The following is a 22325-nucleotide window of genomic DNA, read 5'->3' as shown; positions in this document are numbered from 1 at the left end:
GTCCTCAAGCCAGCCATCGATGATCTCGGTGAACCCATCCAGCTTCGGCCGCTTCACCGGCGCCGTCCGCCGGTATCCAGGCGGAACCGAAAATTCCAACATCTTCTGAACGCTGTCGCGGGAAATCCCAAACTGACGCGCTGCCTCGCGCTGGCTCATCCCCTCGGCACACGCCAGTCGCACCTTGCGATACAAGTCCACGGTGAAAATCCTCCCACCCTCCCCGTCACCAGAAAGGGTAAAGGTGGACGACTTTTACGCCGCCCGCAGCGGGCTCATCCCGCCGCTACCGTGGCCGACTTTCTCACCGCCGTTCTCAGCTCCCGGATGATGTCGGGGATCAGGGGCAAGGACACCAAGCCCGAGCTTGCTCTAAGGCGAGCCTTGCACGCGCGAGGCTTTCGCTTCCGGCTTCATTCAAAAAGGGTCCTTGGTCGACCGGACCTCCTTCTGCCGAAGCATCGCGCCGTCGTCTTCGTGCACGGGTGCTTCTGGCATCGTCACGAGGGGTGTCGGTATGCGACCAGCCCCTCGACTCGCGCGGACTTCTGGAAGGCGAAATTCGAAGCGAATGTCGCTCGGGACAGGGCGGTTCGCAGGAAGCTTCTGGAGGACGGGTGGCGCATCGCAACAGTGTGGGAGTGCGCCCTTCGGAAGTCCGATCAGGTAAGTGCCTCCGCCGACCTCCTGTCAGCGTGGTTGCGGTCGAATGAACTTCAAGCTCAGCTCGGCGAAGAAGAAGCACGCTGTTCCTGGCCATGCGGTCAGGAGTGACTGGCATTCCTTAGCTTCCTTGCTGACTCACCAGTACGGCTTATGCCGGCATACCCGAAGGCGTCGCCCCTTCGGAGACGCACCGTCACCGCCAACCCCACGGGGCGAGCCGCACATACGGCCCCGGTTGGGGCTTTCTCATCGAGGGTTGCCTGCTCGTGGATCCGTCGTCAGTGCGCTGAACTGCAGTTTACATCGCCCTGATAACTACCTGATATTCCTACAGGCGCCTCTCGGGATAGTTTGCAAGAAAATGAAAGGAAAACAGTGCCTTCGCGCGGATTGCAAATCCGTGTACACCGGTTCGATTCCGGTACTCGCCTCCACCTTTTCTCAAATGTAGAGCGATGCAGCTCTAGCACGGTCGCCCTCCGCGCGGCGGCGACTGCGGTCGGTCCTGAGGAAGTCGGCACGACCGCCGGCGCGGACTGTTCTGCATCGGCGGACCGATTCTGGCACGACGGCCTCCTCCCATCCTCCAGGCGCACCGCCCGGCTCGCGAGCGGGACGCCCATTTCCTTCCAGGATCGCTGTCGGTCCAGCCAAGCCGATCCGCTGGTCGAACTGACCTCGCCCCCTGCGCCCAGCAATTAAGCTCTGGCCAACGGGCGACGTGCGCATCCCGCCCCTCCAGCGGGATCCACAGCCTCAGGCGGTGAACACGCGGCTCGGGTGGAGCTCTCCGCCGCGGTAGGTGCCGATAGCGACGGCGCGGCCCTCCCACGACGCCCAGGCGGTGTCGCCGTACTCGGCGTCCGAGGTGAAGACCATCCCAGGATTGCCGTTGCGCAGGCGTGCCGCGCCCTCGGCGGTGCAGCGGGCCTCGGGCAGGTCGGTCAGCCCGTCCTCGAGCGGAAGCAGAAGCGCGTCGATCTCGGGCGTCTTGGCCAGCTCCTCGATCCGGTCCAGCGTCACCGCATCCTCAAGGTCGAAGGGGCCGGACCAGAGGCGGCGCAGCGCGGTGACATGCGCCTCGCAGCCTAGGTCCTGTCCGAGGTCGCGCGCGATGGAGCGGACATATCCTCCCTTGCCGCACACCAGTTCCAGCTCGGCATGGTCCGCGTCGGGCCGCGCGATCAGGCGCAGGCTCTCAACGTACAGCGGACGTGCGGCGAGATCAGTGCGCTCACCCTCGCGCGCAAGGTCATAGGCGCGTTCGCCCTCAACCTTCACTGCCGAGAACTGGGGCGGGACCTGCATGATGTCGCCGATGTAGCCCTGCAGCGCCTCCTCGATGGCGGCATCGTCGGGGCGCAGGTCCGAGGTGCGGATCACCTCGCCCTCGGCATCGTCGGTGGTGGTAGCCTGGCCCAGCCGCATAGTGAAGCGATAGGCCTTCATCGCGTCTGTGACGTGCGGGATGACCTTCGTCGCCTCGCCCAGCGCGATCGCCAGAAGCCCCGTCGCGGCGGGGTCGAGCGTGCCGGCATGGCCGGCTTTTTTGGCGCCGAAGGCCCAGCGGACCTTGTTGACCATGTCGGTCGAGCCGGGACCGGCCGGCTTGTCGAGGATCAGCCACCCCGAGATGTCGCGCCCCTTGCGTCGTCTTGCCATGATCGCCCTCTGTCAGCTTCGCAAGGCGCGGGTGCTATCCCGCGCCGGCAGGCCCGTCAATCGGCGGGCTGCACCGTGCCCAGGATCGGCCCCATCATCCGGCCCACGTCCGAACGGCCGAGTGCGGGGGCGTGCAGCTTCGACACGCTGCCGTCGAGGAACAGCGCGTCGGGCGTACCGGCATGGTCGCGGAAGAACCGCGCGAAGTGGTGGAAATTCACCGGCACGTCCGAGATCGCCAGCACCGCCTCGCGCCCGTCGGCGCTGATGCCGACACCGTTACGGTAGTTGAGCGAGGAGCTATCCTTCAGGAACCGGGGATGCAGCGCGCCGTCGATCACCAGCATCGGGCCTGATTGCGTGGCGAAGCGGCAATCCGGCTGCTCGTCTGCGTAACGCCGGCTCTCCAGGATCGCGGCGCGATCTTCTTGGATGCACAGCACGCCGTTGGGCAGCAGGCCGAAGTTGCCAGGTCCGTCCGAAGTGATGACGCGCATCTTCTCTTCGCCGTCCTCGATGAAATGGCCGACAGGCGAACGGTCCTCGTGGTACATGCCGCCGTTCATCGCCACGCCCAGCCTCTTGCCCTCGGCCTGCAGCGCACGGTCCAAGCTGAAGAAGCTGCCGAAGGGCGCGCCGGATTCGTCGTTCAGCCAGAGGCGCAGTTCCTGCCGCTCCAGATCAACACGGCACCACGAGATGGGTGCGCCGTCGAAGTCGGTCCGCGCACAGTCGGCCGCCGAGGCGGGAGCGCCTAGCAGCGCCCCCAGGATGAAAGCCACGCGGGCCAGCATCAATCGTCGTCCAGGTCCCGGCGCACGTCGTCGCGCTCGAACAGGCGGCGCGTCTCGTCCATGCGGTCGAAGGTTTCGTCGATGACGAAGCGCAGCTCGGGCGAGTACTTCATCGTCATCTCTTTCGACAGCGCACGGCGCAGTTCGCCCTTGTTGCGGCGCAAGAGCGCCAACGCCTCGTCCGTGTTCTTCCCGCCGAGCGGCATGACGTAGGCCGTCGCCACCTTCAGGTCGGGCGAGGTGCGCACCTCGGCCACCGTGATCGACAGCCGGTTGAGGTCGGGGTCGTGGATGTCACCCCGGTTCAGCACGTCCGACAGCGTTCGGCGGATCAGTTCACCGACGCGCAGTTGGCGCTGAGAGGGGCCGGAGCCTTCGTGAGAGCGGTTCTTAGCCATGGCCGCGATGTAAGCGCGTCGCGGCCCCGGCGCAACAACGGCTTTGCCCTACGGGCGGCGCGCCGCTAGACCGGGCGCGCACAGGCATGGAGGCGGATGATGGACGAGTTGCCGGGGATCGTGGTCACGGGTGTGTCCGGCCGGATGGGGCGGATGCTGATGGCTTGCGTCAACGCCAGCCCGGACGCGCGGCTGGTCGGCGCGATCGAGCATGAGGGTCATGACTGGATCGGCCGAGACGTGGGTGAGGCGATGGGCGGCGCGCCCCTTGGCGTGACGGTGGAAACCGACCCGCTCGAGGCGTTCGCGCGGGCGCGGGCGGTGATCGACTTCACCGCGCCGGCGGCGACGGTGGAGTTTGCGGCCACGGCGGCGCAGGCGCGGATCGTGCACGTGATCGGCACGACGGGGTTGAGCGAAGAAGACATCCAGAAGATCGACGCGGCGGCGCGCCACGCGGTCGTCGTTCGCGCGGGCAACATGAGCCTCGGCGTGAACCTTCTGCTGCAACTCGTGAAGCAGGTCGCCGCCGCGCTCGACGATAGCTACGACATCGAGATCGTCGAGGCGCACCACCGCCACAAGGTCGACGCACCCTCGGGCACCGCGCTGATGCTGGGCGAGGCCGCGGCCGAGGGGCGCGGCGTGAACCTTTCGGCCATGTCCGACCGCGGCCGCGACGGGATCACGCATGCGCGCGAGCGTGGACGGATCGGCTTCTCGGCCATCCGGGGCGGCGACATCGTGGGACGGCACGACGTAATGTTCGCGGGCGACGGCGAGCAGATCACCATCAGCCACAACGCCAGCGACCGCAGCTTGTTCGCACGCGGCGCGCTGAAGGCGGCGCTGTGGGGGCTGGACCGGATGCCCGGGCACTACGACATGATCGACGTGCTCGGCCTGAAGTAGCCGCTCGGCGCGGAACCTGCCACCTGACCGGGGCTTCCTGACCTGAAGGAACAGGAGGCCCGGATGACGCAAGACCCGAAGCATGAGGCCGTCACAGCAACGGACGATAAGGGCGGCCGGTACACGGCGATCCTTGGCGACGGCACTCCCCGGCTGGAGGACTGAACGGAGCTTGAGAAGCTGGGCGAGACCCACTTCAAGATCCGCGGCGTCGGCACGGTTCTGCGCCGCACGTGAATTATTTCCCATTTCGTAGCGGAAGATCGGGAACCGTCTGCTGCTGAACCTGCTTGATCCCTCGTCCGATGAATTACGGACACGTGACCGTGAGTGGCCCGTTCTTCTTTTCAGCACCCAGGCGGGTCCGGCAGTGCCGGGCCCGCATTTCAATGAGCGCGCACCGCGGCGAGCCCCTCAGCCCAGGTCCAGGCGCTTGCGGATGTCCGGGTCGCGAAGCGACACGTCCCGGCCGAGGAAGTCGTCGGCATCGGCCGTGCACATCCACAACAGTGCCTTCGCCGGCCATTCCGGCGGGATGTGGTCGGACCAGTCCAGCCGCGACACCGGGTTGATACCGCTCGCCTTGATCTCGCGCTGCATGTCGGTCGCCACGGTGCCGGGCGACAGCCCCAACGCGCGGATGCCCTTGCCGCGCCCCTCTTCGTCGGCCATCCGGGTCAACATGTAGGCGCCGGCTTTCGATGCGCAGTATTGCGACCAACCCTCGACCGGACCATGCGCCGCGCCGGACGAGATGTTGAGGATCGTGCCGCCGCCCGCGTCTATCATCAGCGGCAGGGCGGCGCGGATGCCGTGGAACACGCCCTTCAGATTGACGTCGATCGCCTGGCCCCAGGCATCCGGCTCGACCTCGTGCAGATGCGCGATCGGCTCGATGACGCCCGCGTTGTTCACCATGACGTCGAGGCTACCGAACGTCTTGACCGCCGCGTCCACCGCCGCCTGCACCTCCCAGTACCGGCTGACGTCGCAGGGAACGGCGAGCGCAGTGTCGCGGCCCAGCTCGCCCGCCAGATCACCGATCTTGTCGGCGTTGCGCGCCAGCAACACCACCTTGGCGCCCGCATCGGCGAAGGCGCGCGCCGCCGCCGCGCCGATCCCCCGGCTCGCCCCGGTGATGAGAACCGTCTTGCCCGTCATGTCGGTCATCGCGTGCCTCCTTTGTCCTGGTACGGACGCTAGCCCCGCGGCGGGTGCGTTTCTACCCCGCATCCGGGTTGACCCTGAGGTCCAACACTTCGAAGCTGCGGGCAAGTATAGGCACCGGGGAGTACCATTCCATGACCACGCTCAGATCGCTCGCATGCACGACCGCCGTTCTGCCGTTCCTTGCGACCGGAGCGGCCGCGCAGGTTAGCGCCGAAGGTCTGTGGGACGAGTGGCAGTCGATGTACGCCGACGCGGGCGTCACGCTCGAGGCTGGCAGCCGCGAGATGTCGGGCGGCACCCTGACGCTGTCGGAGGTCGAGGTCAGCTTCGACATGCCCGAGGGCACCGCGACCGGCACCATCGAGAGGATCGTTCTGGGCGAGCAGGACGATGGCACGGTGCGCATCACCATGTCCGACAGCTACGACATGGACCTGTCGATGAAGCCCGAAGACGCTGCCCCGTTCGAGATGGCGCTGAACGTGGCTGCGCCGGGCCTGGTCGTCGTGGCTTCGGGCGAGGGCGACACGACATCGTACACCTATGACGCGCCGTCGCTCACCGTCGAGGTCGCGCAGGTCGAGACCGAGGGCGAGGCGCTAGAAACCGACATGGACTTCGTGCTCCAGGCGGTGGAGGGCACCTATTCCCTGACCGAGGGCACGCCGATCCGGTTCGACAGCGCCTTCGCAGCCGAAAGCCTGACCGTCGACATCTCGGCCAGCGCAACGGACGGCTCGGGCGACTTCACGATGAACGGTGCCTTCTCCGACATCGCCTCAAGCTCGGAGGGCACGCTTCAGGATTTCGTTGCGATGTCGGATCCGGACGCCGCCCTCTCGGGCGCCCTCGACGTGTCCGGCACCTACACCCACGGCGGCGGAAGCTATACGCTCGATGTCAGCGGCGAGGAGAGCATGACGATCTCCTCGAGCTCGGACACCGGCGCGCTGGACTTCGCCTTTACTGGCGACAGCGTCCGCTACGGCGGTGCCAATACCGGCGTCGAGTTCACCGTCTCCGGTGCCGCCATCCCCTTCCCCCAAGTATCGGCCGCGATCGAAGAGACCGCCTTCGGCCTGACCATCCCCGTCGCGCAGAGCGACGAAGCGTCGGATTTCGCGCTGCTTCTGAACCTCTCGGGCCTGACCGTGGGCGACGAGCTGTGGTCGATGATCGACCCGACCGGCCAGATCCCGCGTGACCCGGCGACCCTGCTTCTGGACCTGTCCGGCCGCGCCAAGGTGCTGGTCGACGTCTCTGACCCCGAGGCGATGACCGGCGCGGGCGCGCCCGCGCAAGTCGAGAGCGTGAACATCAATGCCCTGACACTGGCGCTCGGGGGGGCCGAACTGACCGGCGAAGGCGCGTTCACGTTCGAGGGCGACGCGATGCCGGGCATGCCCGCGGCGATGCCCGAGGGGTCGGTACAGCTCACCCTCTCGGGCGCGAATGCGCTGCTCGAGACGCTCGTGCAGATGGGCCTTGTCCCGCAGCAGCAGGCGATGGGCGCGCAGATGATGCTGGGCATGTTCGCCCGCGAAGTGGACGACGATCAGTTCGAGTCGCTGATCGAAGTCTCGCCCGAGGGCGGCATCACCGCCAACGGCCAGCGCATCCAGTAGCGTCCGGCGGCGGGCGCCTTGCGTCCGCCGCAGCCTTGCGCGGCGACCTCCGCCGGACTAGGTGCCAAGTCACACCAGGAAGGAGCCGCCGCGCATGTCCGACCCGCTCGCGTCCATCACCGCCGATCTTCTCACCGCCGCGCTGAATGCCGGGGCCGAGGAGGCCGACGCCGTCGCCGTGGACGGAACCTCGATCTCCATCGACGTGCTCAAGGGCGGGCTCGAGCATGCCGAGAGGTCCGAGGCCGTGGATGTGGGCCTGCGGGTCCTGATGGGCAAGCGGCAGGCCTGCGTTTCGGCCTCCGACATCCGGCCCGAAACGTTCCGCATGATGGCCGAACGCGCCGTCGCCATGGCGAAAGAGGCGCCCGAGGATCCTTACATCGGTCTGGCCAAGGGCGATCAGCTCGCCACCTTCTGGGACGTCGACGCGCTCGACCTGGCCGACCCCTCCGCCGAACCCGCGCCGGCCGATCTGGAGGACGAGGCGCACCGCGCTGAGGCCGCCGCGCTGGCGCATGAGGGGATCGCGCAGGTCCTGTCCTCGACCGCCGGCTACGGCCGCCGCACCATCCGGCTTTCGGGCACCAACGGCTTCGCCGGCAGCTACACCCGCACCGACCGCTACCTGTCCTGCGGCGCCATCACCGGCGAGGGGCTGGGGATGGAGCGGGACTACTTCAGCGACCTGCGCATCCACGCCGAAGACATGATGTCGCCCGAAGAGGTCGGCCGCATCGCCGCCGAGCGCACGTTGCAGCGCGCCAATCCCAAGCGGCCCAAGACCGGCGCCTACCCGGTCATCTTCGACGAACGCATTGCCGCCTCGCTCATCGGGCATCTGCTCAGCGCCACCAACGGCACCGCCATCGCGCGCGGCTCGTCCTGGGCCCGCGACCTGATGGGCCAGCAGGTGCTGCCGTCGTGGATTTCGCTGCTCGAGGACCCGCTGCGCCCGCGCGTCACCGGATCGCGCCCCTTCGATGCCGAGGGGCTCGCGGCCAAGCCACGCCACATCGTCGAGGATGGCGTGCTGAAAAGCTGGACGCTCGACCTTGCCACCGGCCGCAAGCTGGGGCTGAACAGCACCGGGAACGCCATGCGCAGCCCCTCCGCTCCGCCGTCGCCGGGCAACTCGAACATCGTCCTTACGCCGGGCACGCTGACGAAAGAGGAGCTGTTGCGCGAGATGGGCACCGGCCTGCTCGTCACCTCGTTCATCGGCGCCACGGTCAACCCGAATACCGGCGACTGGTCGCGCGGCGCGTCCGGCCTGTGGATCGAGAACGGCGAGCCGGTGCACGCGGTCAACGAGATCACGCTCGCCGGCAACCTGCGCGACATGCTGCTGTCGATCGTCCCGGCCAACGACGCGCGCACGCACCTGTCGCGCGTCGTGCCCTCGCTTCTGGTCGAGGGGCTGACGCTTGCCGGCGACTGACCTCCCGCTTCTCATCGACGCGGCGCAGGCCGCCGGAGAAATTGCGCGTAAGCACTGGCGCGCGGATCCTCAGGTCTGGGACAAGGGCGGCACCGCCGGCCCGGTGACCGAGGCCGACCTGGCCGTCGATGCTCACCTGCGCGCGGCGCTCGGGCACGCGCGCCCGGAATACGGCTGGCTGAGCGAAGAAAGCGAGGACGATCCCGCCCGCCACGAGGCGAAGCGCATCTTCGTGGTCGACCCCATCGACGGCACCCGCGCCTTCGTCGCCGGGGAAGAGACCTGGGCGCTGTCGCTTGCCGTGGCCGAACACGGTCGGGTCATGGCGGCGGTCGTCTACCTGCCGGTGATGGACAAACTCTACGCCGCCGGACTGGGTCAGGGGGCCGCGCTGAACGGCGCGCCGCTTTCGGTCAGCGCGCACGGCGAGGCCGACGGCGCGCGCGTGCTCGCCAACCGCCCGAACTTCCGCCCCGAGAACTGGAGCGGACCGGTTCCCAACTTCAAACGCAGCTTCCGCCCCTCGCTCGCCTACCGCCTGACGCTGGTGGCCGAGGGCCGCTATGACGCGATGTTCACCCTCGTCCCCGCGTGGGAATGGGACATCGCCGCCGGCAGCCTGATCGTGCGCGAGGCCGGGGGCACCGTCACCGATCGGCACGGCGCGCCGCTGCGCTTCAACACCGCGGACCGGCGCGCCGACGGCGTGATCGCCGCGCCGGACGCGCTGCATGCCTCGATCCGCACGCGGCTGGCGTGGTGACGCGCGACTGACGCATCCGTGTAGCCGCGGGCGGAACCACGAGCCCCGCACCTCGGTTGACGGATGCCATGCGTGAGATCCCCGACCTCATCTACTATCCCGACACGCGCCCCGGCATCACGCGCCGCCGCTGCGGGCGCGGATTTACCTATTTCGCCCCCGACGGCACCCGCATCGAGGATGTCGAGGAGCGGCGGCGTCTGTCCTCGCTCGCCGTGCCGCCGGCCTATGAGAACGTCTGGATCTGCCCGCGTCCCGACGGGCATCTTCAAGCCTCGGGCCGCGACGCACGGCAGCGCAAGCAGTACCGGTATCACCCGAAATGGACCGAGTACCGCGCGCGCAAGAAGTACGACGACCTGACCGAGTTCGGCCGCGCCCTGCCCCGCATCCGCCGCAACATCGCGCGCGACCTCGACCGCGAGGCAGGGGACATCGATTTCGCAGTGGCCGCCGTGCTGGCGATAATCGACCGCCTGTCGCTGCGCATCGGCCACCCGGATTACGAGCACGAGAACGGCACTTACGGCGCAACGACGCTGACCCACCGGCACCTGTCGCTGGGCGAACACGGGCTGGACCTGCGCTATCCCGGCAAGGGCGGGCGCGACGTGAAGCGGCACGTGAAGGACAACAAGCTTCAGAAGGTGCTGCACGATCTCGACGACCTGCCGGGCGCGCGGCTGGTCGAATGGATCGATTCCGACGGCACCCCGCGCGAGGTGACGTCGGACCTTGTGAACCACCGGCTGGCCGAGATCACGCAGAGCGACCGGCTGACCGCCAAGACGTTCCGCACCTGGAACGGGTCGGTCGCGGCCCTGCACGCGGCGGCCGAGGCCGAGAAGGTGACGATCAAGGGCATGTCCGAGGCGGCGGCGCAGCGGCTGGCGAACACGCCCACCATCGCGCGCAACAGCTACATCCACCCCGAGGTCATCGCGCTGGCCGAGGATCCCGGCCGCATCCCTCAGGACCCGCCGCAGATCAGCGGTCTCAGGGTGGACGAGCGGCGGCTGATGGCATTGATCGACCGCTAGAGGGGAACGGAGGCACCGATGGCGCGGCCAGGGATCGAGATCACGTACTGCACCCAGTGCAACTGGCTGCTGCGCGCCGGCTGGATGGCGCAGGAACTGTTGCAGACGTTCGGGCAGGACCTTGCGGCGGTCACGCTTGTGCCCGCCACGGGCGGCACGTTCACCATCACGGTCGACGGCGCGACGATCTGGGACCGCGCCCGCGACGGCGGCTTCCCCGAGGCGAAGCGGCTGAAGCAACTCGTCCGCGACGTCGCCTTCCCCGAGCGCGACCTGGGCCATGCCGACCGGCCCGCGGGGGGCCAAGCATGAACCTTCAGCGCTTCCTCGACGCGCAGGAGGGCGTGATCGACACGGCCATGGATGAACTGCGTGCGGGGGGAAAACGGTCGCACTGGATGTGGTTCGTCTTTCCGCAGCTACGCGGCCTCGGACGATCCTCCACCGCGCAGTACTACGGCATTGAAGATCTGGAAGAGGCCGCCGCCTACCTCGCGCACCCGGTACTGGGTGCGCGCCTGATCGAGTGCAATCAGCTGATGCTCGGACATGCCGGCACGCCGCCCGAGGCGATCCTGGGCGGCGTGGACGCGATGAAGCTGCGCTCGTCGGCCACGCTGTTCGATACGCTGCCCGGTGCAGACCCGGTGTTCGCGGACGTCCTCGCCGACATCTACGGCAAGCAGCGATGCGAGCGGACGCTGCACCTGCTGGGCGCGGACTGAGCGATCATGAGGCCGCCGCCGCGTCCGCTTTCTCCATCCGGTCCTGCACCTCTTCCGCCCAGTCCCGTCCGGCATCGCCGCCGCGCAGAAGCCAGGCGACGTAACCCTCGGACGGGTCCTCGTCGTCGCCGAAATTGCCCTTGATCTTGTCGCCCTCGTGGCGCTGGAAGTACGCCACCATCTTGCCGATGGCCTCGGGCGGGAGGGGCTGGCGTTTCTTCAGGCTGCGCGCCCGGGCAAGCCCCGCTTCCGTGCCGCCGCGGTCGAACCGGTCGCACAGATCCAGCCCCTTCTCGGCGGCGCGCGCCGCCTCCTCGGGCGGCGTGAAATCGATGTCTCGATAGCGTTCTGGCACAGCCATCTGCCCCTCCTTGACGCTTTGAGTGTCAACGGGACCGGCCCGAGCCGGGTTCCTGTTTCAGAGCTTGCGGAATGCCGCGATCAGGCTCCGGTCCCCGGCATGCGCGGGGTCCGCGTTCGCGGTATAGTTCGCGACCTCGTGCAACTGCAGGTCCGTGATGTGCCGGGCGAAAATGTCGAACTTCTGCCGGGCGAGCGCCTCGCCCACTGCCCCCGTCCCCGCGCCGATGTCGAGCACCGGGCCCTCGCCGCCGCTCTCGCGGAAGACGCGCGCGACCTCGGTGGGCACCTGAAAGCCGGTCGCCTTGGCGAACTCGGTGTCGTACGTCTCGGCCCAGTCGGCATAGAGACGGCGGGAGTCGTCGGGAGAGTGCAGCGCATATGCCGCGTCGAGTCCGGGTTTGTCAGCCATGTCCTCAGTCAGCGACGGACGCGGCGGAAATGCAAGTCCCCCCTTGCCCCGCGCCACGATCGTGCCAAGACAAGAGCCATGACGGAAACGCTTCTCTCGTTCGGACACGGATATTCGGCCCGCGCGCTGGCCCGGCGGCTGCTGCCGCGCGGCTGGCGGGTCATCGGAACCACGCGAAGCGCCGAGAAGGCCGCCGGCATCGCCACCACGGGGGCCGAAGCGCTGGTCTGGCCGGGCGAGGACGTACGTCCGGCCCTGGCGCACGCCACGCACCTTCTGATCTCTGCCGCGCCGGGCGACGACGGCGACCCGGTGCTCGCCGAACTCGCCGACGATATCGCGGCGGCGGCTCCGCACATCCGCTGGGCAGGCTACCTGTCGACGACCGGCGTCTACGGCGACCATGGCGGCGACTGGGTGGACGAGAGCGCGCCGCTGACGCCCTCGACCCGGCGCGGCCGCCTGCGCGTCATGGCCGAGGGTCAGTGGCGAGAGCTGGCCGACCGTTCGGGCCTGCCGCTTCACATCTTCCGGCTCGCCGGCATCTATGGCCCCGGCCGCGGCCCCTTCGCCAAGGTGAGGGCGGGCACGGCCCGGCGGATCGTGAAAGAGGGGCAGGTCTTCAGCCGCACCCATGTCGACGACATCGCGCAGGTGCTCGACGCCTCCATCGCGCACCCCAACCCCGGCGCGGCTTACAACGTCTGCGACGACGACCCCGCCCCGCCGCAGGACGTGATCGCCCACGCCGCCGAGCTTCTGGGCAAGCCGGTCCCGGCGGCCGTGCCATTCGAAGAAGCCGAGATGTCGCCGATGGCGCGCAGCTTCTACGCCGAGTCCAAGCGCGTGCGAAACGATCGCATCAGGGACGAACTCGGCGTGCGGCTGCTCTATCCGTCGTACCGCGACGGGCTGCGCGCGCTGCTGGACTCCGAGACCTGAAGTACCCGCCGCCGCGCCCATGTCGCGCCCGTACCGGCGGCCAGCAGGACAAGCCCGCTCAACCCGGTCGCGGCATAGAAGCCCAGCCGCGCGTCGAACGCCATGTCGTTGAGGAACGGGTACGGCAGGCCGGACGTCACGCTGCCTTGCGGCCAGTCGAGCCGCGGCTGCACGGCGAGCTCGATCCAGCCGACATAGGCCAGGATCAGCGTCACCAGCCAGCCCAGCGTGCGCCACGGCTTGCGGAACGCGCCGAACAGCACCAGCGCGTCGATCCATTGCAGCACCGGCCCCACGAGGTGCAGGTAGTACTCCTGCCACCACGCGATACCGGCGCTGTTCACCAAGGATGGGTCCGTGAAGTACAGCCGCCAGTACGACAGCACGACCAGCCCGTTTACCACCGCCGTCACCGCTGCCAGCGCATACGGCGGTCCGCCCCGGCCCAGCGAGTGGCGCAGCATGGCCGCGGCCGAGATCAACGACAGCGTCAGCGCCCAGATGGTCAGGTAGCGGAACTGCCAGCCGAACCCGCTGCCCACCGCCTTGAACTGGTAGAGCCAATAGACAAGCGCCAACCCGAACACGAACAGGCGATAGCGCAGGAGGGGTCGGACACTCTGATTCACGTGAAGCTCCTTCCCGTTGCCATTCAGGCACGCCGGCGGCTGGCGGCCACCCGGGAGGACCTGTCCCGGGCAGCCGCGCCGCGAACCCCAGAGCAGGTTCGAGGAGCTGCCTGAGCACCGGATACTGCTCGCCTTGTGGGCGAACATCCAGCGCGGCATGCGCCTCGAGTGCAGGAAGATCCGGGCACAAATGTGATCGCGCCCCCGTGACCTCGCGTCAGGCGTTGGCGGCGCGGGCGGTCTCCTCTCCCAGCACGGCCAGAACCTTGGCCTCGATATGCTCGGCGTTCAGCGCCGCGACGTCGTACATGTCCTTCGGCGAGGCCTGGTCGATGAACGTGTCCGGCAGCACCATCGAGCGGTACTTCAGCCCCCGGTCGAACACGCCCTCCTCGGCCAGAAGCTGCGCCACGTGGCTGCCGAAGCCGCCGATGGCCCCTTCCTCGATGGTGATCAGCGCCTCGTGCTCGGCAGCAAGCTTCAGAATCAGGTCGCGGTCCAGCGGCTTGGCGAAACGCGCGTCGGCAATGGTCGGGGTGATGCCCTTCGCGCCCAACGCCTCGGCCGCCTTGCGCACCTCGCCCAGCCGCGTACCGAAGGACAGAAGCGCGACCTGCCGCCCCTCGGCGATCATCCGGCCCTTGCCGATCTCGAGCAGCTCGCCCTTCTCCGGCATCTCGACGCCCTCACCCTCACCTCGCGGGTAACGGAAGGCAATCGGTCCCTCGTCATGCGCGGCGGCGGTCGCGACCATGTGCACCAGCTCGGCCTCGTCCGCCGCGGCCATGACCGTGAAGCCGGGCAGGTTGGCCAGGAACGCCACGTCGAACGCGCCCGCATGGGTGGCCCCGTCGGCCCCCACCAGCCCGGCCCGGTCGATGGCGAAGCGCACCGGCAGGCGCTGGATCGCCACGTCGTGCACCACCTGGTCATAGCCACGCTGAAGGAAAGTCGAGTAGATCGCGCAGAACGGCCGCAGCCCCCCGGCGGCGAGCCCGGCCGAGAACGTGACGCCGTGCTGCTCGGCGATACCCACGTCGAAGCAGCGCTTTGGGAACTTCTCGGCGAACAGGTTCAGGCCCGTTCCGTCCGGCATGGCGGCGGTGACGGCGCAGACGCGGTCATCCGCCTCGGCCTGCGCCATGAGGGCGCGGGCGAAGACCTTGGTGTAGGACGGCGCGTTCGACGCGGCCTTCTTCTGCTCGCCGGTGATGACGTCGAACTTCGACACGCCGTGGCCCCGGTCCGCCGCTTCCTCGGCCGGGGCATAGCCCTTGCCCTTGCGCGTGATGGCGTGGATCAGGATCGGCCCGTCGGCCCGCGCCTTCACCGCCCGCAACACCGGCAGGATCTGGTCGAGGTCGTGGCCGTCGATCGGCCCGACATAGGAGAATCCCATTTCCTCGAACAGCGTGCCGCCGATGGTCATGTGCTTGAGCAGATCCTTCGCCCGTCGCGCGCCCTCCTGGAACGGCGGCGGCAGGAAACTGACCGCACCCTTGGCGATGGCCTTGAAGTCCTGGAACGGCGCCCCGGCATAGAGCCGCGACAGGTAGGACGACATCGCGCCCACGGGCGGAGCGATGGACATCTCGTTGTCGTTCAGGATGACGATCAGCCGCTTGCCCAAGTGCCCGGCATTGTTCATCGCCTCGTAGGCCATGCCGGCGCTGATCGCGCCGTCGCCGATCACCGCGATGGCGTCGCCCAGCCCGTAGTCCGGCTGCCCGCCCAAGTCGCGCGCCACCGCAAAGCCCAGCGCCGCGCTGATCGAGGTCGAGGAGTGCGCCGCGCCGAAGGGGTCATAGGGGCTTTCCGACCGCTTGGTGAAACCCGACAAGCCGCCCTTCTGACGCAGTGTGCGGATGCGGTCGCGGCGACCGGTCAGGATCTTGTGCGGATAGCTCTGGTGGCTGACGTCCCAGATCAGCCGGTCGCGCGGGGTGTCGAAGACGGCGTGCAGCGCGACCGTCAGCTCGACCACGCCAAGACCCGCGCCAAGGTGCCCGCCCGTCTCGGACACGGCCGAGATCGTCTCGGCGCGCAGCTCCTCGGCCACGCGGTGAAGGTCCGCATCGCTCAGGCCCTTGAGGTCCGCGGGGCTCTTCACCCGGTCCAGGAACGGCGTCTTCGGTCTGTCACTCATCGCGTCGCAACCCTTTCCCGGCTACAGCTAGGCGTCGCCGGGGCTTACCCAATGCTCCCGACTGCCGCAAGCGCACCACGGCCGTCGCATCTGTGCCCGTTCCCCGTGCAGATAGTCCAGCGCGCCGGCAATGCCACGCCAGCCGGTCAGCGGTCGCGGGCCGCGACGAAGCGGGCGCAGTCGCGCAACCGTTCAGCACGGGAGCCGTAGCCGTCGAGCGCGGCGCAGGATTCCTCGACCAACTCAGCCGCCCGCCGCTTCGCGCCGTCGAGTCCCAGCAGCGAAACGAAAGTCGCCTTGCCCGCCTCGGCGTCCTTGCCCACCCGTTTGCCGGCGGTGGTGGCGTCGCCCTCGACGTCCAGGATGTCGTCGGCGATCTGGAAGGCCCGGCCCAGCGCATCGGCATAGGCCGACAGCGGCGCGGGATCGGTCTGGGCCAGCCGCGCCCCGGCCTCGCCCGACCAACGGATCAGCGCGCCCGTCTTCCCGGCCTGCAACGTCTCGATCTCGGCCAGCGTCAGCGGGTGTTCCGCCGTCTCGGCCGCGATGTCCAGCGCCTGGCCCCGCACCATCCCTTCGGCCCCCGCGGCCCGGGCGAGCGTCGCCACCATGTCGATGCGCACCGCCGGGTCCGGGTGGCAGCTGTCGTCCGAGAGAAGCTGGAAGGCCAGCGTCTGAAGCGCGTCGCCGGCCAGCACCGCCGTCGCCTCGTCCCACTTCACGTGGATCGTCGGAAGGCCGCGGCGCAGGTCGTCGTCGTCCATGCAGGGCAGGTCGTCATGCACCAGCGAATAGGCGTGCAGCGCCTCGATCGCCGCCGCCGCGTGAACCGAGCGCGCATCCGCCACCTCGTGAAGCGCCGCGCCCTCCATCACCAGGAACCCGCGCAGCCGCTTGCCGCCGCCGCAGGCCCAGCGCATCGCCTCGACCACCGGCAGTTCGCCGAGCGGCGCCATCGCCGCGTCGAGCCGCGCCTGCACCTTGCCGGCGCAGTCGCCCAGCCTGTCGCGGAAGCTCATGCGGGGTCGAGAGGCTCGGTCCCGCGGGGCTGGCCGTTCTCGTCCAGCGTGATCCGGGCGACCTTTTCCTCGGCTTCCTTGAGCTTGGCCTCGCACCGCGCCTTCAGCTCGGCCCCACGCTCGTAAAGCCGGATCGAATCCTCCAGCGGCACATCGCCGGACTCCAGCCGCCCCACGACCTTTTCCAGCTCGGCCATCGCCTGCTCGAAGCTCATCTCGGCCACCGGTGTCTCGCTCATCCGCCCCGCTCCATCAGCACCGTCACATGCGCGGCGACGCCCGCCGCCAGCGCGTCCAGATCATATCCGCCCTCGAGTGTCGAGACCACGTGCCCGCCGCACACGTCGTCGGCCACATCACAGATCCGGCCCGTCAGCCAGGCAAAATCCTCGACCGTCCAGTTGAGCTGCGCCAGCGGGTCGGCCGCATGGGCGTCGAACCCGGCCGAGACGATGATCAGCTCGGGCTCGAACCGGGCCACCGCAGGAAGAATCGCCCCCTCCCACGCGCGGCGCATCTCTGCCCCGCCGGTGAGCGGGCGCAGCGGCACGTTGATCACGTTGCGATGGGCGCCGGTTTCGGACTCGGCCCCGGTGCCGGGAAACAGCGGCATCTGGTGGCTTGAGCAGAACAGCGTGCGCGGCTCGTCCCACAGCAGGTCCTGCGTGCCGTTGCCGTGGTGCACGTCGAAGTCCAGCACCGCGACCCGCGACAGGCCGTGGTGATCCAGCGCACGCTTGGCGGCGATGGCGGCGTTGCCGAACAGGCAGAACCCCATCGCCGTTTCCGTTTCGGCATGGTGGCCGGGCGGGCGGCAGCCGACGAAGGCGTTGGCAACCTCGCCCGCCAGCACGGCGTCGACGGCGGCGCAGCAGCCGCCTGCGCCACGCCGCGCCGCCAGGAGGGTGCCGTCGGACATGTGCGTGTCGGGGTCGAGCTGCTTCCAGCCGCCCTCGGGCTCCACCCGGCTCAGCCGGTCGAGATATTTCTGCGGGTGGCAGCGCAGGATGTCGGCATCCTCGACCAGCGGCGCGTCCTGCCGGACGAGGGACGCGAACCGCTCGTCCGCGATGGCGGCGGTGATCGCCTCGATCCGCACCGCCCGCTCGGGGTGCCCGGACGGGGTGACGTGGTTCAGGCAATCGAGGTGCGAAAGATACAGCGTTGTCATGATCCCATAGCTAGCGCCGCGCCCGCGTGTCAGCAAACGCGCGTTCCAGCTGAAGCAGCGCGTGCGGGCGGCCGAGCGCATCCTGCGGCCGCCGCCCCACCTGTCTGAAGCCGCAGGCGGCATAGAAGGCACGGGCGTTGGCGTTGTCCTCGTACACCTCGACCGCCAGTGCCGGATGGGCCTGCGCCGCATGCTCCAGCAGGTGCCGACCGATGCTGTGGCGGTGGTGCGCCGGGTCGACGAACAGCGCCGCGACCAGCCGCCAGACCAGCGCGACGAAGCCCACCGGCACGCCGTCCACCTCGGCCAGCGTCACGTCGGCGGCGGGCAGAAGCCGGTGGCGCAGCAGAAGCTCCTCCTGGTCCAGGTCGCGGGGGCCGAGGAACGGATGCCCCGCCTCGGCGGCCCGGCGCCAGATACGCAGGCACGCAGCCGCGTCACCGCTTCGGCCGAACGACCTCAGGCGCGGGGGCGGGTGTGGCATGGCGGTGGCAATGACGACGGCATCCCGCTTGCCTAGCATCGCCGGGTATCCAGTGGGTTAAGCCACCTCCGCCTGCGGCTCTTCGGCCTCCGCGACCTCCTCCGCCACGGCCGCGTCGCACACCGGGTCGGGCAGGTCGAATGAGAAGCGGCTTCCCTTTCCGATCTCGCTCGTCACGCGCAGCGTGCCGCCGTGCAGGTCCACGATGTGTCGCGCGATGGCCAAGCCGAGGCCCGTGCCGCCGTGGCGCCGCGTGTCCGAGCCGTCGACCTGGCGGAACCTCTCGAAGATCATGTCGATGTTTTCGCGGCTTATCCCGCAGCCCGTGTCCTCGATCACGAAAGATGTGCGGTCGCCGTCACGGCCGACGGATACGCGCACGCCGCCCTCGGTTGTGAACTTCATGGCGTTGCCGATCAGGTTGTAGAGCACCTGTTTCATCCGCACCGGATCCGCCAGCACCTCGCCGCACGCGCTGTCGCACTCGAACGTCAGGGCCAGGCCCCGGTCGGCGGCCTGCTGCCGGAACTCATCCACCGTCTCGCGGACCAGATCCCGGGCCGGGACGGGGGCGCGGTGCAGGGTCATCCGGTCGTGCTCGACCTGCGCCCAGTCCAGGATCTCGTTGACCATGTGCAGCAGGTGCCGCGCCGACCCTTCGATCTTGCGCCCGTATCCGGCGATGGCACCCACCACGTCCTCGCGTGCCTTGTCCAGCGTCGCGCGGTCGGTCTCGCCCGCGTCCAGCAGCACCCCCAGTCGCTTGGCCTGCGGCAGCACCCGCGGGTTCCCCAGGAAGGTCGCATAGCCCAGAATGATGGTCAGCGGCGTGCGCAGCTCGTGCGTGACGTTGTTGAGGAACTCGGTCTTGCCGCGGTTGGCGCGCTCGGCGGCGCGCTCGGCCTCTTTCAGCTCGGTGACGTCGATCTTCTGCCCGACCGTGTAGCCGTGCGGCGTGCGGGCCTCGCTGATCTTGATCCAGCGCCCGTCCGAAAGCTGCTGCTCGACCACGTCGGCGCACCGACGGTGCGCCTGCAGCCGCTCGCGCACCCATTCGTGTTCGCGCCCCTTGGCGCCGGCATAGACGCCCATGCGCACCGCTTCACGCACGATCCGGACGAAGGGAGCGCCCGGCGTCAGAAGGGTCGCGGCGGGACCGTGGATCGCCCGGTAGCGGCTGTTGCACATCACCAGACGGTCCCGCTGGTCATAGATGGCGAAGCCGTCGTTCATTGCTTCGATGGCGTGCAGCAGCAGGTCGCGCGCCTCTTCCCGCTCGCGCGCAACACGGCGAATCCACAGGACGCCGCCGAACAGCAGCACTGTGGCGCTCAGGGTAATCGCGAGGATGGCCTCTCGGTTTGGGGCGGTGGTGGGCCAGCCGTTCTCGGGGATGAGACCAAGCTCCCACCGCTCGGTCTCGAAGGCGACGGGTTGCAGGACCGGGTCGGCCTCGAATACGGCAGCGTCACCCGAGAGTATGGCGGCGGGCTGCCCGGAGGCGGCAAGCGCGCGGATGGCGAACTGCGCGTCCGTGTCGTCGTTGATCCGGTGCACCATCCCGTGCTCGGACATCACCAGCGACACAATACCCCACAGACGATCGCCGCCAGCAGGCCGGGGCACGTAGACCGGCTTGCGCAGGATGAAGCCGCGCCCGCCCTGAAGCAGCCGGACGGGCCCCTCGATCACCGAGGCCCTCGCACGCAGCGCCCGCGCCACGCTGGGAAGCTGTTCGGGGATCATCCGGTAATCGAGGCCGATGACGTCCTCGTTCCCCTCCAGCGGGAAGACGTGCGACACCTTGAGGTCGGGCGCCGCTGCGACGTTCATGATCTCGGGCCGGCGGTCGACCAGCCGGCGGGCCGCCATCGCGAATTGCGGCTGTTGCAGGTCCGGCGCGGCGGCGATGCTTGCGGCAAGGCCGTTGGCGACCAACTCCATCTCGAAGATGGCGTTGCGCAGGCCGTCGGCGGCCTTCAGTGCCTCTTCGGCGAGGGCGGCGCGCATTTCTTCCGTGTGGCGTGCGTGGTCCTGCTTCACGAGGAACACGGCCAGGCCCACGCCCAGTGCGAGGACGGCCGCGGCCAGGGCGAGGTAGATCCCCGAGCTTCGCCTGCGTTTGATCACGTCATCCTTCACCGCTCGTCCCGCCTCCCGCTCGGGTCCCCGAGGTAGCGCTAGAGCCGCGGAAGGTGCATTTGTGGGCGCAAATGTGACAGGTCAGCGGCGCGCCCGCACCCCGACGCGGGTGCGGCAAGAAAGTTGCATGCGAGAAAGTTGCATATGCAACCGATTAGCCCGCAGGCAGGAAGGGTGCGCCCCCGCAGCGCACGGACGTGCCGAGCTCACTCGGCCTCTGGCGCCAGGCCGGCCACGTACTCGGCCAGTTCGATCAGCGGAAGCGGCGTGGGCGTCGGGATCCCGTCGCCCAGATCGTAAAGCACCGTCGGCCCCTCCAGCGCCTCGCCGAATGTGGGCATGACCTGACCCGGCTCGCCCGCGCGGTAATAGCCGTGGACATAGCCCATTACGTGGGCCAGCGGGAACGGGTCCGACGCGCCCAGCGCGGTAAGGTCGGCAGGCCGCCGAGCCAGATCGTCCGCGAGCGGGCCGTCGCCCTCGCCCGCCGGGCCGTGACAATCGGCGCAGTAGGTGAAGTAGAGCGCCTGGCCCGACGGCACCTGCTCTTCCGGTTGCGGCGGCTGGCAGGCGGCAAGCAGCGCCGCCGCGCCGGCCAGCGTCGCATTCCGCAGGACCGGGAGGCGCGCCCCCGCCGCAGGCCGCGTGGAACCGGTCGGGATCATGGCCGGGCAAGCCCGGTCGTGTCGATGTCGGCCTGCTCGGCCAGGTTCTCGATGCTGTCGATCATGAGCTGCAACGCGTAATGAGGGTTGTGGGCGAATGCACCGCCGTCCTTGGCGACATACTGGTAGTTGTAGGCCGCCTTCAACAGCCGCGGCGTCCAGCTTTGGTAGCGGTTGGGGAACGCCGCCTCGTCCGCGTCCGCCGCACCGTCGGCGTTCGTATCGGCGAAGAAGTAGGGATAGCTCGCCTCGGCATAGACCACCGGTGCGTCCGAAACCTCGGCCGCGTAGGTGCGGATCGCCGCGGCCAGCCGGTCGTGGAGGTCGGCAATCACGTGGCCGATGCCTTCGCTCACGTCGCCGTCGCCATCCACGTCGACCTGCGTCGCGCGGATGTCGCGGAAGTCCTCGATCCCCTGATGGCAGGTCGTGCAGGTGTCGAGCGCCACGGTCGTTTCGTGCGGCGAATGGCACTCGGCGCAGGTGTTCAGCGGCTCCACGTGGGCGAACGGGCCGGCATAGTCGCGGCCCTCGTACTCGTAGCCGGCGGCGACGGCCGAGCCCATGAGGGTCGAGGCGGCGGCGGAGTAGTGGATGTTCACGAAGCTGAGATCCGGCGACACCGCATCCTCGTCGAGACCGGCCACCGCCGCGTCCACGTCGCCGCCCCAGGCGCGGCCCTGGTGGCAGACGGCGCAGACGGTTGAGCCTCCGAACCCCGCCGTTTCACCCGACGGAAAGACCGCGACCTCGAGGCCGTTCACACCGGGCGCATGGCAGACATCGCACTGGACGGTGGTGCCGATCTCGACCGGGTGGTCGATCATGGCCGACGTGCTGCGGTCACCCTCGATGTAGGACAGGAAGCCGGGAGTGGAGTGGCACACGGCGCAGTCGCCGGGGATCTCTCCCTCCTCGTCCCAGTGGCTGAAGGCTTCGGCCGAGCCGTCGGCGTGCGGCGAGTTCAGCCAGGCCTCCATGATCTGCTCGGGTGTCGGCGCGTCCTGCGCGGCGGCGGGCGCGGCCGCCACGATGGCGAAGACCGCGGGAAGGTAAAGGCGGGTCACTGGCGTCTCCCTGTCTGGCTGTCCCCGTCGCGCGCACGGTGACAGTGGGACGCCGGGGAAACATTGACCTGCATCAAGGCACCGCCCGCGCA

General features: G+C 68.9%; 25 protein-coding genes and 1 tRNA gene. 10 read left to right on the top strand and 16 right to left on the bottom strand.

Annotated features, from left to right (window positions below; all coding sequences use genetic code 11):
• A partial coding sequence (locus BM162_RS16805; protein WP_342741178.1) for a helix-turn-helix domain-containing protein occupies positions 1-201 on the bottom strand: 201 nt, incomplete at its 3' end.
• Positions 202-327: 126 nt separating this feature from the next.
• Between BM162_RS16805 and BM162_RS16800 the strand changes: the two genes are divergently transcribed.
• Together BM162_RS16800 and BM162_RS22905 are read left to right on the top strand one after the other, a co-directional pair.
• On the top strand, positions 328-774 hold the full coding sequence (locus BM162_RS16800; RefSeq protein ID WP_093424496.1) for a very short patch repair endonuclease: 447 nt from the start codon (positions 328-330) through the stop codon (positions 772-774).
• Positions 775-1010: 236 nt separating this feature from the next.
• Positions 1011-1100 (top strand) — tRNA-Cys (locus tag BM162_RS22905).
• A 322-nt stretch (positions 1101-1422) separates the two neighbouring features.
• Here BM162_RS22905 and truB read toward each other — a convergent pair.
• Genes truB through rbfA form a run of 3 tightly spaced genes read right to left on the bottom strand, consistent with a single transcriptional unit; the run spans position 1423 to position 3520 of the window.
• A complete protein-coding gene (gene truB / locus BM162_RS16795; RefSeq protein WP_093424483.1) occupies positions 1423-2328 on the bottom strand; it encodes a tRNA pseudouridine(55) synthase TruB in 906 nt (301 codons plus the stop codon).
• A gap of 56 nt (positions 2329-2384) precedes the next feature.
• Positions 2385-3122: a phosphodiester glycosidase family protein gene (locus tag BM162_RS16790; RefSeq protein WP_093424481.1), complete on the bottom strand. Its 738-nt coding sequence runs from the start codon at positions 3120-3122 to the stop codon at positions 2385-2387.
• On the bottom strand, positions 3122-3520 hold the full coding sequence (gene rbfA, locus BM162_RS16785) for a 30S ribosome-binding factor RbfA (RefSeq protein WP_093424480.1): 399 nt from the start codon (positions 3518-3520) through the stop codon (positions 3122-3124). The genes BM162_RS16790 and rbfA overlap by 1 nt, the downstream gene beginning before the upstream one ends.
• 99 nt (positions 3521-3619) lie before the next feature.
• Between rbfA and dapB the strand changes: the two genes are divergently transcribed.
• The gene (dapB, locus tag BM162_RS16780) at positions 3620-4432 is read left to right on the top strand and encodes a 4-hydroxy-tetrahydrodipicolinate reductase (protein WP_093424495.1); all 813 of its coding nucleotides are present in this window, start codon (positions 3620-3622) and stop codon (positions 4430-4432) included.
• 414 nt (positions 4433-4846) lie between these two features.
• Here dapB and BM162_RS16775 read toward each other — a convergent pair whose 3' ends face one another.
• Positions 4847-5602: an SDR family oxidoreductase gene (locus BM162_RS16775; RefSeq protein WP_093424479.1), complete on the bottom strand. Its 756-nt coding sequence runs from the start codon at positions 5600-5602 to the stop codon at positions 4847-4849.
• Between the two features lie 131 nt (positions 5603-5733).
• Between BM162_RS16775 and BM162_RS16770 the strand changes: the two genes are divergently transcribed.
• The 6 genes from BM162_RS16770 to BM162_RS16745 all read left to right on the top strand — a co-directional run bounded on the left by BM162_RS16770 (position 5734) and on the right by BM162_RS16745 (position 11196).
• Positions 5734-7227 carry a DUF2125 domain-containing protein gene (locus tag BM162_RS16770; RefSeq protein ID WP_093424478.1) on the top strand — a complete coding sequence of 498 codons (1494 nt, stop codon included), beginning with the start codon at positions 5734-5736 and terminating at the stop codon, positions 7225-7227.
• Between the two features lie 94 nt (positions 7228-7321).
• A complete protein-coding gene (locus tag BM162_RS16765) occupies positions 7322-8668 on the top strand; it encodes a TldD/PmbA family protein (protein ID WP_093424476.1) in 1347 nt (448 codons plus the stop codon).
• Positions 8655-9431 (top strand): 3'(2'),5'-bisphosphate nucleotidase CysQ, encoded by a 777-nt coding sequence (locus BM162_RS16760; RefSeq protein ID WP_093424474.1) that lies wholly within the window; start codon positions 8655-8657, stop codon positions 9429-9431. The genes BM162_RS16765 and BM162_RS16760 overlap by 14 nt, the downstream gene beginning before the upstream one ends.
• 68 nt (positions 9432-9499) lie before the next feature.
• Positions 9500-10471 (top strand): DNA topoisomerase IB, encoded by a 972-nt coding sequence (locus BM162_RS16755; protein WP_093424473.1) that lies wholly within the window; start codon positions 9500-9502, stop codon positions 10469-10471.
• Positions 10472-10489: 18 nt separating this feature from the next.
• Positions 10490-10783, top strand: a complete 294-nt coding sequence (locus tag BM162_RS16750) for an Rdx family protein (RefSeq protein WP_093424471.1) — start codon at positions 10490-10492, stop codon at positions 10781-10783.
• Positions 10780-11196, top strand: a complete 417-nt coding sequence (locus BM162_RS16745) for a DUF1810 domain-containing protein (protein ID WP_093424470.1) — start codon at positions 10780-10782, stop codon at positions 11194-11196. Before BM162_RS16750 ends, BM162_RS16745 begins: the two co-directional genes overlap by 4 nt.
• Positions 11197-11200: 4 nt before the next feature.
• Here the strand turns inward: BM162_RS16745 and BM162_RS16740 are convergent, their stop codons facing one another.
• Both BM162_RS16740 and BM162_RS16735 read right to left on the bottom strand, forming a co-directional pair.
• Positions 11201-11557 carry a hypothetical protein gene (locus BM162_RS16740; RefSeq protein WP_218153111.1) on the bottom strand — a complete coding sequence of 119 codons (357 nt, stop codon included), beginning with the start codon at positions 11555-11557 and terminating at the stop codon, positions 11201-11203.
• A gap of 57 nt (positions 11558-11614) precedes the next feature.
• A complete protein-coding gene (locus tag BM162_RS16735) occupies positions 11615-11968 on the bottom strand; it encodes a class I SAM-dependent methyltransferase (protein ID WP_093424468.1) in 354 nt (117 codons plus the stop codon).
• A gap of 78 nt (positions 11969-12046) precedes the next feature.
• Here BM162_RS16735 and BM162_RS16730 point away from each other — a divergent pair, with 78 nt between their 5' ends.
• Positions 12047-12910 carry an SDR family oxidoreductase gene (locus BM162_RS16730; RefSeq protein ID WP_093424467.1) on the top strand — a complete coding sequence of 288 codons (864 nt, stop codon included), beginning with the start codon at positions 12047-12049 and terminating at the stop codon, positions 12908-12910.
• On the opposite strand, the gene BM162_RS16725 is transcribed toward BM162_RS16730, so the two are convergent.
• The 9 genes from BM162_RS16725 to BM162_RS16685 all read right to left on the bottom strand — a co-directional run bounded on the left by BM162_RS16725 (position 12859) and on the right by BM162_RS16685 (position 22233).
• A complete protein-coding gene (locus BM162_RS16725; protein WP_177215211.1) occupies positions 12859-13539 on the bottom strand; it encodes an androgen-induced gene 1 family protein in 681 nt (226 codons plus the stop codon). The genes BM162_RS16730 and BM162_RS16725 overlap by 52 nt on opposite strands.
• A gap of 217 nt (positions 13540-13756) precedes the next feature.
• Positions 13757-15685 carry a 1-deoxy-D-xylulose-5-phosphate synthase gene (gene dxs, locus BM162_RS16720; RefSeq protein ID WP_093424464.1) on the bottom strand — a complete coding sequence of 643 codons (1929 nt, stop codon included), beginning with the start codon at positions 15683-15685 and terminating at the stop codon, positions 13757-13759.
• Between the two features lie 146 nt (positions 15686-15831).
• Positions 15832-16704: a polyprenyl synthetase family protein gene (locus BM162_RS16715; protein WP_093424462.1), complete on the bottom strand. Its 873-nt coding sequence runs from the start codon at positions 16702-16704 to the stop codon at positions 15832-15834.
• Positions 16701-16943, bottom strand: coding sequence for an exodeoxyribonuclease VII small subunit (locus BM162_RS16710; RefSeq protein ID WP_093424461.1), 243 nt, complete (start codon positions 16941-16943; stop codon positions 16701-16703). Before BM162_RS16710 ends, BM162_RS16715 begins: the two co-directional genes overlap by 4 nt.
• Entirely contained in the window at positions 16940-17875 is a 936-nt protein-coding gene (locus BM162_RS16705) for a histone deacetylase family protein (RefSeq protein WP_093424459.1), read from the bottom strand. The genes BM162_RS16710 and BM162_RS16705 overlap by 4 nt, the downstream gene beginning before the upstream one ends.
• A gap of 10 nt (positions 17876-17885) precedes the next feature.
• Positions 17886-18398 (bottom strand): GNAT family N-acetyltransferase, encoded by a 513-nt coding sequence (locus tag BM162_RS16700; protein ID WP_093424458.1) that lies wholly within the window; start codon positions 18396-18398, stop codon positions 17886-17888.
• An 18-nt stretch (positions 18399-18416) separates the two neighbouring features.
• Positions 18417-20489 (bottom strand): ATP-binding protein, encoded by a 2073-nt coding sequence (locus tag BM162_RS16695; protein WP_143096188.1) that lies wholly within the window; start codon positions 20487-20489, stop codon positions 18417-18419.
• A gap of 218 nt (positions 20490-20707) precedes the next feature.
• Positions 20708-21166 carry a c-type cytochrome gene (locus tag BM162_RS16690; protein WP_245759308.1) on the bottom strand — a complete coding sequence of 153 codons (459 nt, stop codon included), beginning with the start codon at positions 21164-21166 and terminating at the stop codon, positions 20708-20710.
• The gene (locus BM162_RS16685) at positions 21163-22233 is read right to left on the bottom strand and encodes a polyheme membrane-associated cytochrome C (protein ID WP_093424455.1); all 1071 of its coding nucleotides are present in this window, start codon (positions 22231-22233) and stop codon (positions 21163-21165) included. The genes BM162_RS16690 and BM162_RS16685 overlap by 4 nt, the downstream gene beginning before the upstream one ends.
• Positions 22234-22325: the final 92 nt, after the last annotated feature.

This window comes from Tranquillimonas alkanivorans, assembly GCF_900115595.1.
In the GTDB taxonomy this organism is placed as follows: Bacteria; Pseudomonadota; Alphaproteobacteria; order Rhodobacterales; family Rhodobacteraceae; genus Tranquillimonas; species Tranquillimonas alkanivorans.
Note: the sequence above shows the minus strand (reverse complement) of the source record. Positions and strands in the feature narration are given on the sequence as shown.

Bases quoted from the DNA above. Each gene is read 5' to 3' on its own strand.
- BM162_RS16800 (WP_093424496.1), top strand. From the start codon at position 328: ATGATGTCGGGGATCAGGGGCAAGGACACCAAGCCCGAGCTTGCTCTA.
- truB (WP_093424483.1), bottom strand. From the start codon at position 2,328: ATGGCAAGACGACGCAAGGGGCGCGACATCTCGGGGTGGCTGATCCTC.
- BM162_RS16790 (WP_093424481.1), bottom strand. From the start codon at position 3,122: ATGCTGGCCCGCGTGGCTTTCATCCTGGGGGCGCTGCTAGGCGCTCCC.
- rbfA (WP_093424480.1), bottom strand. From the start codon at position 3,520: ATGGCTAAGAACCGCTCTCACGAAGGCTCCGGCCCCTCTCAGCGCCAA.
- dapB (WP_093424495.1), top strand. From the start codon at position 3,620: ATGGACGAGTTGCCGGGGATCGTGGTCACGGGTGTGTCCGGCCGGATG.
- BM162_RS16775 (WP_093424479.1), bottom strand. From the start codon at position 5,602: ATGACCGACATGACGGGCAAGACGGTTCTCATCACCGGGGCGAGCCGG.
- BM162_RS16770 (WP_093424478.1), top strand. From the start codon at position 5,734: ATGACCACGCTCAGATCGCTCGCATGCACGACCGCCGTTCTGCCGTTC.
- BM162_RS16765 (WP_093424476.1), top strand. From the start codon at position 7,322: ATGTCCGACCCGCTCGCGTCCATCACCGCCGATCTTCTCACCGCCGCG.
- BM162_RS16755 (WP_093424473.1), top strand. From the start codon at position 9,500: ATGCGTGAGATCCCCGACCTCATCTACTATCCCGACACGCGCCCCGGC.
- BM162_RS16750 (WP_093424471.1), top strand. From the start codon at position 10,490: ATGGCGCGGCCAGGGATCGAGATCACGTACTGCACCCAGTGCAACTGG.
- BM162_RS16745 (WP_093424470.1), top strand. From the start codon at position 10,780: ATGAACCTTCAGCGCTTCCTCGACGCGCAGGAGGGCGTGATCGACACG.
- BM162_RS16740 (WP_218153111.1), bottom strand. From the start codon at position 11,557: ATGGCTGTGCCAGAACGCTATCGAGACATCGATTTCACGCCGCCCGAG.
- BM162_RS16735 (WP_093424468.1), bottom strand. From the start codon at position 11,968: ATGGCTGACAAACCCGGACTCGACGCGGCATATGCGCTGCACTCTCCC.
- BM162_RS16730 (WP_093424467.1), top strand. From the start codon at position 12,047: ATGACGGAAACGCTTCTCTCGTTCGGACACGGATATTCGGCCCGCGCG.
- dxs (WP_093424464.1), bottom strand. From the start codon at position 15,685: ATGAGTGACAGACCGAAGACGCCGTTCCTGGACCGGGTGAAGAGCCCC.
- BM162_RS16715 (WP_093424462.1), bottom strand. From the start codon at position 16,704: ATGAGCTTCCGCGACAGGCTGGGCGACTGCGCCGGCAAGGTGCAGGCG.
- BM162_RS16710 (WP_093424461.1), bottom strand. From the start codon at position 16,943: ATGAGCGAGACACCGGTGGCCGAGATGAGCTTCGAGCAGGCGATGGCC.
- BM162_RS16705 (WP_093424459.1), bottom strand. From the start codon at position 17,875: ATGACAACGCTGTATCTTTCGCACCTCGATTGCCTGAACCACGTCACC.
- BM162_RS16700 (WP_093424458.1), bottom strand. From the start codon at position 18,398: ATGCTAGGCAAGCGGGATGCCGTCGTCATTGCCACCGCCATGCCACAC.
- BM162_RS16690 (WP_245759308.1), bottom strand. From the start codon at position 21,166: ATGATCCCGACCGGTTCCACGCGGCCTGCGGCGGGGGCGCGCCTCCCG.